This is a genomic window from Roseibium sp. Sym1 (assembly GCF_027359675.1).
Classification (GTDB): Bacteria; Pseudomonadota; Alphaproteobacteria; order Rhizobiales; family Stappiaceae; genus Roseibium.
Genome location: NZ_CP114788.1, coordinates 79171 through 94275 on the forward strand (window position 1 = coordinate 79171; position 15105 = coordinate 94275).

A 15105-nucleotide genomic window follows, 5' to 3' on the forward strand; every position below is an offset into this window, starting at 1 on the left:
AGGCGAGGGGCTCTGCTGATCCTGTCGTTTGCCGGAATGGTAGTTGGCGGCATTGCCGCGGCCGGAACCTTCGGCGGATACCGGATCAACACAACACCGAGCTTTCCGCTCGGACTTTGGCGGATCGAGGCGCTCTCCCGCGAAGTTAACGTGGGCGACACCCTGTTCATCTGTCCGCCCGCAGATGCGCCGGCGATCAAACTGGCTCGGGAACGCCTCTATCTTCCCGCGGGTCTCTGTGAAGGCGGGATAGCACCGCTTATCAAAACTGTCGTCGCCCTGCCCGGGCAAACCATCGCCATCGAGGGCGACCAGGTGGCCATCGATGGTGCTCGCCTGGCGCATTCTTCCATTCAAGAGGCGGACGGGCAGGGGCGCGCCTTGACCGCCTTTACCGAGGGCGTCGTTCCTGTCGGCGCGCTCTTTGTTCATTCCGACTATGTGGCTTCCTTTGACTCAAGATATTTTGGACCCATTCCGGCGGGTGGCGTTCTCGGCCTGGCGCGAGAAGTGTTCACCTTCCAGCCTTAAGTTTGCGCGCAGTCTGTTTTGTATTCTGGGAGGCATGGCGACCGCCACAATCGGCTGGTCCGGGAACGTGCTCCTGTTGCCGGCCGGAATGCTGTTTCCGGCTTTCTGGGCTTACGCCCCGTCGCGATCCGTGTCGGCACTGGTGGCCGCCGCGCATTTCCTTGGAGCGTCACGGGGCTTGCCGCAGGGCGCCAGCATCTTCTTCGGCTCCCAATATGCAATCGGCCTGGGGCTGTGGTTCGCGGCATCGCTCGTCTTTGTCGCCGTTCATTCGGTACTTTGGACGCGCAGATCCGGATGGCCACGAATGCTGCGCTACCTGATCGCAAGTGTTCTGATGAGCCTGCCACCCTTCGGGATCGTGGGTTGGGCCAGTCCGATCACAGCGGCCGGAGTGCTCTTTCCGGGGTGGAGCTGGTTTGGGCTGGCAGCGACCGCGATCCTGTTGCTCATGATGACCACAAACCTTTGGCGGATCGCGGTTCCGGTGGTGGCCGGTTGTGCTGCCTGGTCCGCCGCATTCTGGACAGAGCCAAAGGTAATCGAGGGTTGGACCGGCATCAACACCACTTTCGGTTACGAAGGGGCTGGACAGCTTGCCGGTTATGAGCAGCAGCGGGAAACCATTCTCATGGTTCGAAGGGCGGCCGGGCAGGGGGCGAAAGTCGCCGTCCTTCCCGAAAGCGCTCTTGGACTATGGACGCCGACGACGGAAAAGCTTTGGACGGACGCTTTGTCCGAACTGCCGGTGACTGTGATCGGAGGAGCCGCTGTTGTTCAAAGGACTGGCTACGACACAGTCATGGTGGAGATTTCGGGAAGCGGATCGCGGATCTTCTATCGCGAGCGCATTCCGGTTCCGGTCTCGATGTGGCAGCCCTGGCGGCGGCTCACGGGCGATGGAGACGGCGCCAACGCCTACTTCTTCGATAATCCCGTCACACAGGTTGCAGGCACCCGTGCCGCGCCTCTGATCTGCTACGAACAGCTCCTCGTTTGGCCCGTTCTGCAATCCATGGCCATGGGCTCAGACGCAATCGTTGCGATCGGCAACGGCTGGTGGACGGGTGAAAGCAACATTACCGACATTCAACGCGCCAGCGTCACGGCATGGGCAAAGCTGTTCGATGTGCCGCTGGTGATCGCATTCAACGAGTGAACCCATGATAGATGTTGCCCTGATTGAGCAATGTGCCGACCCCTCCTTGACTCCTGCGATCGTTGAAGAGTTCATAGCGGCCGTAGGTTCCAAGGATCCGCTAAATGTGACCGTGCGTGCCGGGTCGAAGACGTTTCTGGTTCGACAAGCGAATTCTCCGCAAGAGGCGATGAAGCTGGTTCAGGATCACCTCGGGAAAGCTGTCGTGCGCGTCGGGATCACGCAATATCCGGTTGGTATTGGCATCTCGGACAAGTCCCAGGTCGCAGCCGATGTCTTTGACACGTGCAACAACATCAAGATCGGGACGGCGCTGTTTGCCCGTGTCTACCGGGTCGTTACGAAGTGGTACGGCACGCCTGTTCCAGAGGGGTTTGAAGATGCCATTGAGGCGTACCAGACGGGGTATTTCGATGGGGAGTATGTGTTCACGGCGGAAGACCCAGGTGAGGCCATTGAGTTGGCAACTCCGGACCCGGCCGCCTCAGAGGAAGGCGCACCGGTATCGGAAACCGAAGGTGCGGCGCCGGACCCAAAAAACGAACTGCGTCAACAACTATGGGCGCAGGATCCGAACAAGGCGGATATAGGTGTCGATCTGTCAGAGATAGAAGACTACAATAGGAAATGATTGAAGGGAAAAATATTTGAAACAACTAAACTATGCAGTCTTATTTTTTGTAATGCTAAGGAAAGGCCCCGCATCAGCTTCGGAAAATGAAATATCTATTTAATTTCTGGCCGATGTAGAAAAGTGATGTCCAAAGATGGCGAAGTGTTAGCTTGGTGCCGGATAGATCAGTAAGCTACAAAATTGAAGTTCTCCCTGTCTTTGGGTCGCTCCAGGATGGAAATTTTTAGGCGGTGTCAGCCTAGCAGGCTTCTCTGAGTGGGGTCGGTGAGGTCAAGCTTCTCCTGTCCCTTTTTCCGGAGTATATCGCTCCGTGGGTCACTCGCTTTTCTTCGCGGTCGGCGCGGAGCCGCCGCATGATGGGGTCAGGAAAGCGAGGCGACTCAATCTGTTGAACGACCTTGGAGAACTTGCCCAGGATCGTGCCTGCTAACGAGATCGCCTTGCCCATCGTCCCCGCAGGAACGCTCCGGATCACCCTCTCGGGCGAACCACTGTCTGTGTTCGTTTTTGTTCCTTGCCCTAACTCATGCCAATGCGGGGACGGCGGCTTCCTTTCCAAAGCAGAATTCGGCTGCAACGGCCCACATGCGATGCAGGATAACGGCCAGCTTGCGAGCTACCGCCACGCGGGCCCGTGCCATGCCGAGACGTTTGGCGATGTTCATGCCCAAGGCGCGCAAGCTCGACCATTTCTTCGGGCGCACAAGTAGCGAATGTGCTGACTTGTAGAGGGCGGTGCGGGCGAGTTCGTCGCCGCAACGGCTGACCTTGCCCTGAATGTAGGTTTCACCCGATTGGTATTGCGCTGGCGTCTTCGAAAAGATCGAATGGTTCCATGCGGGATCGTCAACGCCAATACCGATAAACCAGCGAAACAGAAGGTCGTATTCCAGCCGCTCCATCAGAAGCCGTTCCGACTGGATCGAGTAAAACGCCTGCAACAGCAATGCTCGTAGCAGCTTCACCGGTGCGATCGAAGGACGTCCCATCGAAGAATAAAGCACTGCAAAGTCGGCGCTCAGACCAAACAACACCGTGGTCACAATTTTCCGGATCTTGCGCAACGGATGGTTCTTTCGCACCCGTGCATCTCAAATCCCGCAGGACCAAAGGAATCATCATCGAAACCAAAGCGCCAGTGACTTTTTCAACGTTCTGCTAGAAACGAAAGTTGAATCTAAGTTCCAATGTGTTGGCGTTAAAGTTGAATATGTCTCCGTTGCGCAAGATATGAGTTGTTCGGATTGGATACTAAAGTATCGGGCCCAATGCGGGTAATTCGGCAATTCAAATTTGTCAAAAACAAGTAGCTCTCAAGTGTTGGTCATGACTGAAAAAAATCTATTCAGCTCTCGGTGAGCGTGAAACTGTCTTGCAAGCAGACAAGAGTGCGAAAACATCGTTTCAAACGGGCGGCGCCGAACAAACGAGAAATGATCTAATCCGCATTTGGTGTACTTAGGAATCAATTAACTGACCTGGATGAAAATGGATATAGACCTTCATCTTGATTGCGGACTGATCGTAAACACTATGTATAATTCCGCGGAGTATTAAATAATGTCGAGAAGAAAAGGGAAAGGGACGGACGGAGGCGCGCCTCTTTGGATCGTGACATTTGCCGACTTAATGTCACTACTTGTAGTATTTTTTGTTTTGATTATCTCTTTTTCAATTCAAGATAAAGAGAAACTACAGGTCGTTGCTGGGTCTATGCGCGAAGCATTTGGCGTGAAAGAAACATCTCGAAAAACTGGCATTATTGAAGTAGAGGGAATTCCAATCCGTGATTACATGAAGGACATAAGCCAAATTCCACAAGAATTAGATTCTGACTTTGCTCAGGAGAGACACGAAAAACGTCGAAAGCAAGGCCCGGAAGCAAATACGAACGATACGTTAGAGGCGGAAATAGAGAAGCCGCGGCAATTTGCCTCCGCCGCCGCATCGCTACGCCAAGCTTGGCAAGAAATGCCCGAAATAACAGAAATCTCTACAAACATCATATTGGAGGAAACGGAAGAAGGTTTGAATATTATGCTTGTCGATCAAGATGGGCGCTCAATGTTTAAAGAAGGATCTAAATATCCGTACGAAAGCACTAGAAGACTTCTTTCAAAAATGGCGCCAGTTATTTCACGGATGCCAAATAGAATCCATATCACGGGACATACCACTGCTGGTCAACAAGGGTTTGATCCAACTTACACTGCGTGGGAGCTCTCGAGTGACCGTGCAAATGTCGCAAGGCAAATTCTTGTCGAATATGGTGTACCAAGCGACCAAATCTTTGGCGTAACAGGAAAGGCAGACTCTGAACCACTCTTCCCTAATGACCCCTACCTTGCGGCGAACAGAAGAATTGGTCTGCTATTGATGTCAGAAGCGCCGCCCCTGCCAGTTTCTCACAAACCATAGCTGGTTATCCGATTTTTCCTGGTTTTCCATGACCGCAAGACGTTCCGCAAATATCTAGAGATGAGCTGGAAGCTCCCGTTTATAGCCCGCGTCCGCCGTGCGGGAGCAAATTGGATGGATATCGTGATTATCTGAGGGACCGGGTTACTGAGTTCCCCGATCTATCTGGCTGGCGTTTGCTGCGGGAAATCACTGAACTGGGCTACGAAGGCAGCTACACGACCGTGAAGAAGTATCTTCGCGAGATCCGGCCGCCGGCGCGGGCTCAATTTGAGCGGCGTTTTGAAACGCCAGCAGGCAAACAGGCTCAAGTAGATTTTGCTGAGTTTATCGTCAACTTCACTGACGAGCCTGGTGTCACGTGGAAAGTCTGGCTCTTCTCGCTGGTCCTGGGGCACAGCCGTTGGCTCTGGGGTCGGTTCGTCTCCAGCCAGAACCTCCAATCAGTGATGCGCTGTCACATAGCGGCCTTTGATGCCAAGGGCGGTGCGCCGGAAGAAATTCTCTATGACCGCAGGGAGACTGCGGTGATCGGCGAAGACGAGGCCGGCATTGTCACGTACAACACCTCGCTGGTGGCGCTTCTCAATCATTATGGGACGGCCCCGAAAGCCTGCCGGCCCTATCGGGCGAAAACCAAGGGAAAAGTCGAGCGGCCGTTCCGGTACATTCGTCAGGACTTCTTCCTGGCCCGCAGCTTCCGGAACCTCGACGATCTCAATGCCCAGTTCACGCAATGGCGGGAAACAGTGGCCAATCCGCGAGTGCACGCGACGACCGACCGTGTTGTCGACGTAGCTTTTGCGGAAGAACAGCCAGCCCTGAAAGAACTGTCGGCATTGCCGTACAGCGCGGTTCTCACCATTGAGCGGCGGGTCAGTCATGAGGGCATGATCTCGGTAGACGGAAATTACTACAGCGTGCCGGACACGACCCGCAGGCGGACACTGGAAGTGCAGAACCACACCCAGGACATCCGGATCTTCGAAGACGGGATCGAGATCGCACGTCACCCGATCCTGGAGGGCAAGAACAAACGGCGCGTCGATCCCCTTCATCGCAAGGCACCGCCGAAACGGACAGCACCTTCCCGCAACTCTGATCGATTGCACCGATCACTCGACTTTTATGATGCGGTCGGACGGCGCCTGGCAAGTGAACGGGTGCCGGCATAAGTGAGCTTCTGGAAAGAGTCCGGGGGCGCTTGTCGGGCTGAAGATGCCGCGTGCATTGGAAGCACTCGATCACACGCTTCATCGTCTGGAGCAGGGTGAGATCACGGCGGTGGAAGCGATCGATGCCTTGCTCAGTGAAGAGTATTCCACGCGCGAGACCAGGCGGATCGACGTGGCCCTCAAGACGGCGAGGCTGGTTCCGATCAAGACGCTGGAAGGCTTCGAATTCTCCTTCCAACCTTCGCTTGACCGCGAACGTATTGCAGCCCTTGCCCAGCTCGACTTTGTCCGACGGTCGGAAGTGGTCCACTTCCTGGGCCCACCGGGTACCGGCAAATCCCACCTTGCCACTGGTCTTGGCGTCGCTGCGGTCAAAGCCGGTAGAAGCGTCTACCGGGCGACATTGGCCGATCTGATCGAGGCCCTGTCCAAAGCTGAACGGGAGGGGCGCCTGGTCGACAAGATCCGCTTCTACGCCCGGGCCTCGCTACTGATCGTCGACGAGATCGGTTATCTGCCGATTACACAAGGCGGAGCCAACCTGTTCTTCCAGCTTGTCAACGCTCGCTATGAAAAAGGGGCGATGATCCTCACCTCAAACCGCGGCTTCGCGGAATGGGGAGAAGTCTTCGGGGATCCTGTTGTTGCGACCGCACTCTTGGACAGACTTCTTCACCATGCTGTCGTCGTGCAGATCGAAGGCGCCAGCTATCGGCTTCGCGGGCACCCGGATCTAATCCCGGGACATATGCGTGCAAACGCGCCGATCTCGCCACCACCCCCGCCGAGGCGCAGGGGACGGGCACCAAAAGCTATACACGGAGCCGCCGGTCTGTAAATCCGGCTGACTACCGGGACACCAAACTGGGGAATTTTAGAGGGCCCATTATGGTGAAATTTGAGGTGCCTTGACACACACCACGGTGTGGCTCCACCAGATGCTCGCACCAACGCAGTTAGCGGCGAAACCAACCGGCCCTTAGGGTGACCGGAACCAGCCTTTCGGTGGTGTTCAGCCGCATGCCCAACGTCCGTATCACGCTGTGCAGCGCGCTTCGCGTTGTGATTTGACTCCGTCGTCAAATGACCCAAAATTTAATGGAAACGCTCAAGGGTTTGTGGGGATTCACAAATCAGTATGAATGTGATTCACACTTTGGATGGATCGTTTTGTACTGACAGACGCCCAATGGGCGAAGATAGAGCCGCACTGCCTTGGTAAACCGACGGACCCCGGGCGGAGCGGCGGGAATAACCGCTTGTTCATCGAAGCCGTGTTTTGGGGTGTGCGCACTGGCAGCCCCTGGCGTGATCTTCCTGCCATGTTCGGTAACTGGAGCACGGCCTTCCGGCGGTTCCGGGATTGGCGCGAGGCCGATATTTTCAAACGCATCTTTGATGCTCTGTCGGACGAACCGGACATGGAATACGCCATGGTGGATGCCACCATCGTCAAGGTTCACCGCCATGGTCAGGGCGCAAAAGGGGGACTCAGAGCCAGGCCATTGGCCGATCCAAAGGCGGTATGACCACCAAGATACTGGCCCTGACCGATGCCTTGGGTAATCTCGTTCGATTCCGCCTACTGCCTGGTCACCGTTTTGACAGCGTCGGAGTCGCACCGCTGATTGACGGTGTCGAGTTTGGGGCTTTGCTCGCCGACAAAGCCTTCGACAGCAATGCCATTGTCGCTGACCTCGATGAACGCGGCGCCAAGGTCGTGATCTCTCAGCATTCCCGCAGAGCCCTGCCGCGAAAGATCGATGCAGAGATCTACAAATGGCGACACCTCATCGAGAACTTCTTCTGCAAACTCAAAGAGTTCAAACGCATCGCCATGCGCGCCTCCAAAACCGACCGCAGCTACGAGGCATTTATTTACCTCGCTGCTGCCGTGATAAACTCGAGATGAATCCCCACAAGCCCTAGGTGACCGACTCATAAGTTCGCAGCCAGATGCGGATTGAAGCGAGTTGGACTGACGCGAGAAAATTGTCGTCGCGCTTGTCGTATCGTGTGGCAATGGCCCTGAAGTGTTTGAGTTTGTTGAAGAAGCGCTCGACGGCGTTGCGCTGTCGATAGACCCAGGCACTGAACGGGAAGGATTTGACGCGGTTTGGCATGGCGCGGATGTTGGCCCATACGCCTCGCCCGGCCATTTCCGCGCGCAACGCATCGCTGTCATAGGCGCGGTCGGCGAGCAGGATGTGACCGGCCTTAAGCGTTTCGAACATGTCGGCGGCCGAGCGTCCGTAGTGAGCCTGGCCCTCAGTCAACTTGAGGCGGATCGGCCGTCCCTCGGTATCGACAAGCGCATGGATCTTGGTGGTAAGGACGCCGCGCGAGCGACCCATGCAACGGGATCGCCCGTCTTTTTTGGCCGTTGGCGGCATGCTGATGAACACGGATCGATGACGAGTCGATCATCTGCACGTCACCGTCGTAAGCATCTGATACCGCTTCAAGAATACGCGCCCAATGGCCAGCCTTGCGCTAGTAGTTGAAGCGGTTGTCACAGGTCGTGTACGGGCGCGTAGCGCACTGGTATCTCGGCCCAGGGTGCCCCCGTGCGCAGACCCAGAAGATGCCGTTCAGGACCTTGCAATCGTCAGCGCGCGGTACACCACGCACCTTTGTCGGTAGTAGGGGCTGTATTACAGACCACTCGAAATCCGTCAGATCGAAGCGTGCCATACTGACCTCCATTCACGGCGGTCAGTGAATCAGAACTCTCCCTACAAGAGAATTCTGTTTATGAGTATGTGACCTAGATGGAAAGGTTTCTTTCGTCTGGATTTGAGGCGTAATGTTTCCGGGACGTATGCTTCAGCGAACTTATTGGAAACATTTATTTCAATTTTGTCGTTGTCCGTTGGCTTGAAACGCTTTCTTGTTGGAAGTTGTGTGGTTTTCGGTTGGGAGATCGATCTCTTGATATCTTAAATAAAATTTAATTCCGGAGTGTGAAATGACGGGATCTTGGAATAGTAGTTCCAATTTAACAAATCATCGAATTCTTCTAGTTGACGCAGTACGAGGGATTGCGATTGCTGGAGTTGTTCTTTTCCATGTTGTTTGGGATTTGGAATTATCAGGACTCGTACGGGGTCTTGCGTTTAATTCAGTTTGGCTTTTATTCGGACGTCTTCTTGCCGGAACGTTTATGTTTCTTGTCGGTGTAAGCCTCGTACTCGCACACAACGAAGAGCTCAAGCTAAAAAAATTCGCAAAACGAGTACTGGTGATAGTTACGGCAGCATTCACAATTTCTATTGTTACTAGTTTCGCTTTTCCGGAAACTTACATTTATTTTGGGATACTACATGCGATTGCTGTTTCTTCTTTGCTTGGCGTTTTGTTCCTTAGATTGCCACCGCTAGGGGCATTATCCACCGGCTTAGTGTTTCTAATTGTTCCTCAATTTGTAGCGTTGGATTTATTAAACACGCGATGGTTTGCTTGGACCGGCCTTTCGGCCTTCCCTCCGCCAAGCAACGATTTCGTCCCAATTTTACCTTGGGCTGGATTGACTATGATAGGAATTTTCCTCACGAAGGTTTCGCTCTCAAAAAACTTCAATTCAAGGTCGGCCGCAGACCTGCCTGACACTCAATTGACACGAAGCTTAGTGTGGATGGGGCGCAATAGCCTTTTGATATACCTAGTTCACCAGCCATTGCTTTTTGGAATTATCTTTCCAATTTCCTATCTACTTGATTATTGATAGTGGAAATGACAATTGGATAAATTGGAAAAGCAATCATGGCTGGCCAAGCATGCGATTGAACGGGTCAGACAAAGCTGCTTTAGGCCTGCTTATTGGTACACCATTATTAGACGTTTGTTTTGATAAAAATTCTGCTCCTTTGTTTAGAAGAACGGTTCTAAATCTGGTATGCATTCCACCGTCGACGTATGATAATTCAACACTACGTTCCTCTTCTAGGAGTTGTTCTGCTGATCTTAAATCAGCATCCAACTTTTCAGTTACATTGGCAGGTGGAGCTTCGAGTTGAGGACATTTTCCGAGTGGCCCATATTGAGGCGCAGATGTTTTCGAAATACCAAAACGGTATCTCCCTTCGCAGAACCCAAAATCAGGCGGCTCTTGCAATACATCGAATCTTGTAGAGGCTTCTTTCAAATCTAACCAAAAATTGAAGTTTGCATTGCTTTTGTGTAATGCAAGGTTCCTGGGTGTCATACGGAAGGGAAGTGACTGGACCTGGATTGCAGGCTGCCCTGCGCGTAATGCTTCTCGAGCCAGAGCGTACACCTCACCTATTTGATCGTCAGTTATTGCAAAGCAACCGGAGGAGGAACAGGCACCGTGAACCATTAAGGCAGTTCCGGTGTAGCCTCTCGCTCGTTCAAGTTTGTTGGGATAACCTAAATCAAACGACAGATAATACTGAGAATTTGGATTTAATCTTGGGAGCGTTACTTCGTAAATACCTTCCGGCGATTGCCGGTCACCTTCAGCTTTTTTGGGCCCCAAGTCGCCAGACCAGCGACACATCGCATAAGTTTTTAGTAGAACATACTTGCCAACTCGATTTTGTTTCCAGACCTCAAGTTCACTTTCTTGTTTGAAAATTCTAATAAACAAGGGGTCCGTTGATTTGGTACCTTTGCTCCTCATCAACGTTTCAATGCTGGCGGGAATCGCGATTTCGCCGCGAGAATCCATTTCGAAAGCGGTGCCAACACATCCAACAGGCAATAGCGCCGATGCTGCCAATGCAATAGCGTGGAATATCTTCATGAAAGATTTCCGTTAAGGCAATTAATGGCAACCTTGACCATCAGCCTGTACCTCAACCTGTTTTTCAAATCTATTCCATGCTCGATCATTCATTTGCCTTGTGAATGTCAAAACCTATTTGCATTTTGCAAATTTTATTTTGCCATTTTCCGAAACGTAAAGGATCAAGCTAAGATGAGTGTCAAAAGCAACCATATCGCTTCTTTTTCTCTCCCTCAAATCACAAATACGTTTCAGTTAAGAGCAAAAAATATCTATTCAAATGGCCTTCACGCAAGGATCTTCGCGCGTTGAATTTCGCTAAACTTCGAAAGGCTATACGGTTGTGCAGCGCATTGCTCGTCAACGGTGGCAAGGCGCAACTCCCTGGTATCGCATCCAATCTTCAGTGTCCTAATTATGGCCGCGGTGGTCGCGCCAGCTCTTTGGTCTTAAACGTCTACGAAGAGTTAACCAAAGCAATGGAAGGGCGGTAAATATTCCCAAACCTAGCGTCAACAATTCTGCGGGTTCAATCGGGCCATTCATTGCTTCTGCGCCAAAGTGTGCAAGAACAAAACTTGCAGGTATTATTCCGGCGATAGTTGCGATGATAAACCGCCATAAATAAAGCCCACTTAGGCCTGCTGCGTAACTCACAGCGTCGAAAGAAATGAAAGGTATGACTCGGGTTGTAAAGACCGTGATGGTCAGAGCATTTTGAGAACCCAAAAAACCATAGTTTGCGTATTCACCCAAAAGACGAACAATCGCATTTCGTCCGAGCTTTCGCGCAATTAAAAACGCAATCGTTGCACCGAGGCAAGAACCGGTTGCAACGTAAATCGTGCCCAGAGTATGCCCGTATGCAGCTCCAGCAGCGAGTGCGATTGGGGCACTTGGAAGAGGACTGACGACAATAGCTAGCGTCATTAGAGCTATAATGAAAAGTGGTCCCCAGATACCTGAATGTTCGACAAGCGTCTTTACAGTTTCTGAGTTAAAATTCTCGAAAAAATTCGGGCGCCACCCAAGAGCAAATAACAGAAAAATGGAACTTAGTGCAATAGAGGCAACTATTTTTACTATGTTTGATGAACCAGTTTTCATTGTTTTCGCTCCCTTAGATGGTGATATATTAAAAATTGTTTTAACGTTGCCGTGCCCAAATGGCCGTACTTTCGATCATCACGTCAAACACGGGTCTCTACAATTTGGAACTTCAATTCGAAGCTCTCTCGTTCAGACACACTTTTCGGACCAACGCGCGAAGCGATTGTAAAGGGTTTTCCTGGCGCCATAGACATTCGGCGCATCGATCCAGCGACCGCCCGACTTCAAGACATGAATAATGCCGTTTATTACGCTCATCATTGAGCCAGAAGAACCCATCAGACATCGTCAACTCCTATTCAGGAGCTTGATGATGTGGGGCGTCCGCACATGAAACAACCTCCAGCTGATTTGCATATAAATCTTATGGGCCCGAAGCCTAGGTGACCGACTCACAAGTTGGCAACCAGATGCGAATTGAAGCGAGTTGGACTGAGGCAAGAAAATTTTCGTCGCGCTTGCCGTATCGTGTGGCAACGGCCCTGAAGTGTTTGAGTTTGTTGAAGAACCTCTCGACAGCGTTGCGCTGCCGATAGACCCAGGCGCTGAGTGGAAATGTTTTGACGCGGTTCGGCATGGCGCGGATGTTGGCCCATGTGCCCCGCGACGCCATTTCGGTGCGCAAGGCATCGCCGTCATAAGCGCGGTCGGCGAGCAGGATGTGTCCGGCACTGAGGGTTTCGAACATATCGGCGGCCGAGCGTCCGTCGTGGGTCTGGCCCTCGGTCAACTTGAGGCGGATCGGTCGTCCCTCGGCGTCAACGAGTGCATGGATCTTGGTGGTCAGGCCGCCGCGCGAGCGACCCATGCAACGGGATCGTTCGTCTTTTTTTGGTCGTTGGCAACATGCTGGTGAACGCGGATCGATGAGGAGTCGATCATCTGCACGTCGCCGTCGTAAGCATTTGATATGGCTTCAAGAATGCGCGCCCAATGCCCAGCCTTGCGCCATCGGTTGAAGCGGTTGACACAGGTCGTGTACGGGCCATAGCGCACCGGTATATCCGCCCAGGGAGCTCCTGTGCGCAACCGCCAGAAGATGCCGTTCAGAACCTTGCGGTCATCGGCGCGGGGTACTCCTCGCACCTTTGTCGGCAGAAGCGGCTCTATCACAGACCACTCGAAATCCGTCAGATCGAAGCGTGCCATCCTGACCTCCACTCATTGAGCTCAGTGAATCAGAACTCACGCTCAAAGGGAATCCTGTTTATGAGTATGTGACCGAAAGCATTACGGCTGGCCCTCGTTCGGATGATAGACTGCAATCGCAATACGAATTAACCCATTAATAAAGATTACAGAATTGTTAGTTCTGGAATTGTGAGTTTTTGGAAAAGATTGATGAAATTTCTTTGACTGCCGAGGGGGGAACTCTCCGGATTAGGGAGGAAAACTGATGGGCGGAAGTTTGGGCGATAGTACGTTGACTGAGGGGGCGCGTATTGAAACGTCTCAGCGCATGCCATGGGTCGATGCAGCCAAAGGGATCTGCATCATCCTGGTTGTCATGATGTATGCAACGTATAACACAGGCGAACACACCGGGAAGGTTGGGTTTCTTCACTACGCGATCGGTTTCGCCACACCCTTCCGAATGCCGGAATTCTTTCTCATTTCTGGCCTGTTCCTCTCCAACGTCATTGCCAGACCCTGGCGGCGTTACGCGGACCGGCGCATCATTCATTACCTTTATTTTTACGGGCTCTGGGCCTTGATCTCTATCTGCCTGAAAATCGGCATTTTCAGCGGGCGGCCAGATCAGATGTTGCTCGATCTTGCGTGGGCTGTTGTACAACCTTACGGAGTTCTCTGGTTCATCTATATGCTCGCAGTGTTCTCGCTAGCGGCAAAACTATTGTGGCGGGTGAATATGCCACATTGGGTGGTCATTTTGGTTGCGGCGGTGCTGCAGATGACAGGTTACGTTTCACCCAGCTATCTCGTTACGCAGTTCTTCGCCTATTTTGTCTTTTTTTATCTTGGCTACGCCGCAGCTCCGCTGGTCTTCAGGATTGTTGCTTTTTCGGAACGACATTGGCGACTTTCTTTGGTCGGACTGGGCATTTGGGCCATTGCGAACTACCTGCTCGTGTTTTCGCCCGGCTATGCCCTTCACCCGGCCGAAATGCAGATGGGTCTTGCAGCTATTCCTCCGGTCCATTTGTTCCTCGCAGTTGCCGGTACCTTCGCCTTGTGCGTCATGGGCGCGTTGTTTGTGAGGAGCCCGAGGTTCGAATGGCTCAGGTGGATCGGCGAGCATTCACTGGTCGTCTATGTAGCCTTCACAATTCCCATGTCGATCATTCGCGGGATCTTGCAGTGGAGCGGGCTGATTTCCGATGTCGGCATATTGAGTGTTGTTGTGTTCGCCGGATCGCTCGTCAGTCCCCTGATCCTTTATTCCCTCGTAAGGTGGACGGGATACGGCACCTTCTTGTTCGAAAGGCCAGGCTGGGCAAGGATCCCTATAGAAAAGTCGGTCGCGTACAATTAATTGGCGCCGGAGTACGGCAACAGCGTCTGGAATGCAGCAGTATTTATCGCAAGTTGATAACGGAGGGTACGCGGATTTCTCTTGGCGCGCGAAACTCCCGGACCAGTTGTTATTCCCGCTCGGAGTTCTTGGTAGAGCGTTGACCGCCATTACCAGCTTGCCTGTCGGAAGTTAAACGGGATGGAACAAAAGCGGGTACGCGGCCTGCATAGGAGTCCCATTCGGATCCGAAACGCGCCCGGCTATCGGCTTCTTCATGGCGAGCAAGGCGCACGTACATCCAAACCAATATTGGAAACATCACCAGAGTCAGGATGGTCGGCCACTGCACCAGGAAGCCGAACATGATCAGCACAAAACCTGCATATTGCGGATGGCGCATTCGGGCGTAGGGACCGGCCACGGCCAACCGATCTTTCCTCTGCGCCGCCCAGAGGTGGCGCCAGGCCACAGCGAGGAGCCAGAAGCCGCACCCAATGAAAATGAAACTGGCGATGTGAAACAGGCCTGCATGCGGATTCGCCTGCCATCCTAAAAGCACTTCCGGGAGATGCCCGCTGACATGGGAATTCCAGTCGACGTCAGGTTCGAAAGTCTGAAGCCAACCTGAAAGCAGATAGATCGTCAGGGGAAAGCCGTACATCTCCGTAAAGAGCGCCAGGACGAAAGCACTGAACGCGCCAAGGCTGCGCCAGTCCTGCGCAGTCTTCGGCTTGAAGAAACTGAAGGCAAAGACGATGAAAATCGCCGAGTTGACGAAAACCAGCGACCAGAGCCCATAAGATCCGCTGGACGAGATCAACAGGCTCTCCAGTGCCGGGGTTCTTCGACGACGAG

15 protein-coding genes and 2 pseudogenes are annotated in these 15105 nt (G+C 52.9%); 9 read left to right on the top strand and 8 right to left on the bottom strand.

Translation table 11 applies throughout. The features are described from left to right. The first annotated feature begins 36 nt into the window (after positions 1–36). The 3 genes from traF to O6760_RS31940 are packed head-to-tail and all read left to right on the top strand — an operon-like array spanning position 37 to position 2321. Positions 37–531, top strand: a complete 495-nt coding sequence (traF, locus tag O6760_RS31930) for a conjugative transfer signal peptidase TraF (RefSeq protein ID WP_228873492.1) — start codon at positions 37–39, stop codon at positions 529–531. Next, positions 440–1690, top strand: a complete 1251-nt coding sequence (locus tag O6760_RS31935) for a conjugal transfer protein TraB (protein ID WP_267480489.1) — start codon at positions 440–442, stop codon at positions 1688–1690. Before traF ends, O6760_RS31935 begins: the two co-directional genes overlap by 92 nt. A gap of 4 nt (positions 1691–1694) precedes the next feature. Then, on the top strand, positions 1695–2321 hold the full coding sequence (locus O6760_RS31940) for a conjugal transfer protein TraH (protein ID WP_269586465.1): 627 nt from the start codon (positions 1695–1697) through the stop codon (positions 2319–2321). A 527-nt stretch (positions 2322–2848) separates the two neighbouring features. Here O6760_RS31940 and O6760_RS33510 read toward each other — a convergent pair. Beyond that, positions 2849–3406: a transposase gene (locus O6760_RS33510; RefSeq protein WP_083660640.1), complete on the bottom strand. Its 558-nt coding sequence runs from the start codon at positions 3404–3406 to the stop codon at positions 2849–2851. 478 nt (positions 3407–3884) lie between these two features. Between O6760_RS33510 and O6760_RS31955 the strand changes: the two genes are divergently transcribed. From O6760_RS31955 to O6760_RS31970, 4 genes and pseudogenes are all read left to right on the top strand, one after another. Further along, positions 3885–4742, top strand: a complete 858-nt coding sequence (locus O6760_RS31955; RefSeq protein ID WP_075282933.1) for an OmpA/MotB family protein — start codon at positions 3885–3887, stop codon at positions 4740–4742. A gap of 30 nt (positions 4743–4772) precedes the next feature. Further along, positions 4773–5917: pseudogene (gene istA / locus O6760_RS31960) on the top strand (IS21 family transposase); the annotation flags it as partial. 43 nt (positions 5918–5960) lie between these two features. Next, positions 5961–6755, top strand: a complete 795-nt coding sequence (gene istB, locus O6760_RS31965) for an IS21-like element helper ATPase IstB (protein ID WP_075282935.1) — start codon at positions 5961–5963, stop codon at positions 6753–6755. Positions 6756–7077: 322 nt separating this feature from the next. Then, a protein-coding gene (locus O6760_RS31970; RefSeq protein WP_139314154.1) for an IS5 family transposase occupies positions 7078–7829 on the top strand; the annotation gives its coding sequence in 2 pieces (ribosomal slippage) (positions 7078–7408 and positions 7408–7829; 753 coding nt in all). Positions 7830–7842: 13 nt separating this feature from the next. Here the strand turns inward: O6760_RS31970 and O6760_RS33515 are convergent. Then, complete coding sequence (locus O6760_RS33515) at positions 7843–8271, bottom strand: IS5 family transposase (RefSeq protein ID WP_075282938.1); 429 nt, start codon at positions 8269–8271, stop codon at positions 7843–7845. Between the two features lie 139 nt (positions 8272–8410). Further along, the gene (locus O6760_RS33520; RefSeq protein ID WP_419150112.1) at positions 8411–8623 is read right to left on the bottom strand and encodes a transposase; all 213 of its coding nucleotides are present in this window, start codon (positions 8621–8623) and stop codon (positions 8411–8413) included. A 262-nt stretch (positions 8624–8885) separates the two neighbouring features. Between O6760_RS33520 and O6760_RS31980 the strand changes: the two genes are divergently transcribed. Beyond that, positions 8886–9641 (top strand): heparan-alpha-glucosaminide N-acetyltransferase, encoded by a 756-nt coding sequence (locus O6760_RS31980; protein WP_075284825.1) that lies wholly within the window; start codon positions 8886–8888, stop codon positions 9639–9641. A 36-nt stretch (positions 9642–9677) separates the two neighbouring features. Here the strand turns inward: O6760_RS31980 and O6760_RS31985 are convergent, their stop codons facing one another. The 4 genes and pseudogenes from O6760_RS31985 to O6760_RS32000 all read right to left on the bottom strand — a co-directional run bounded on the left by O6760_RS31985 (position 9678) and on the right by O6760_RS32000 (position 12923). After that, a complete protein-coding gene (locus tag O6760_RS31985) occupies positions 9678–10682 on the bottom strand; it encodes a L,D-transpeptidase family protein (RefSeq protein WP_075284826.1) in 1005 nt (334 codons plus the stop codon). 393 nt (positions 10683–11075) lie between these two features. After that, entirely contained in the window at positions 11076–11771 is a 696-nt protein-coding gene (locus tag O6760_RS31990; protein WP_075284827.1) for a TVP38/TMEM64 family protein, read from the bottom strand. A 141-nt stretch (positions 11772–11912) separates the two neighbouring features. Continuing rightward, positions 11913–12026 (bottom strand): annotated as a pseudogene (locus O6760_RS31995) (transposase); the annotation flags it as partial. A gap of 127 nt (positions 12027–12153) precedes the next feature. Continuing rightward, positions 12154–12923 (bottom strand): IS5 family transposase gene (locus O6760_RS32000; protein ID WP_209171662.1). Its coding sequence is split into 2 segments (ribosomal slippage): positions 12154–12593 and positions 12593–12923, totalling 771 coding nucleotides; the frame shifts between segments, so codons are not numbered across the junction. 247 nt (positions 12924–13170) lie between these two features. Here O6760_RS32000 and O6760_RS32005 point away from each other — a divergent pair. Next, positions 13171–14268 carry an acyltransferase family protein gene (locus tag O6760_RS32005; protein WP_075284839.1) on the top strand — a complete coding sequence of 366 codons (1098 nt, stop codon included), beginning with the start codon at positions 13171–13173 and terminating at the stop codon, positions 14266–14268. Positions 14269–14377: 109 nt separating this feature from the next. Here O6760_RS32005 and O6760_RS32010 read toward each other — a convergent pair whose 3' ends face one another. Continuing rightward, positions 14378–15070, bottom strand: coding sequence for a methyltransferase family protein (locus O6760_RS32010; protein ID WP_075284840.1), 693 nt, complete (start codon positions 15068–15070; stop codon positions 14378–14380). Between the last annotated feature and the right edge of the window lie 35 nt (positions 15071–15105).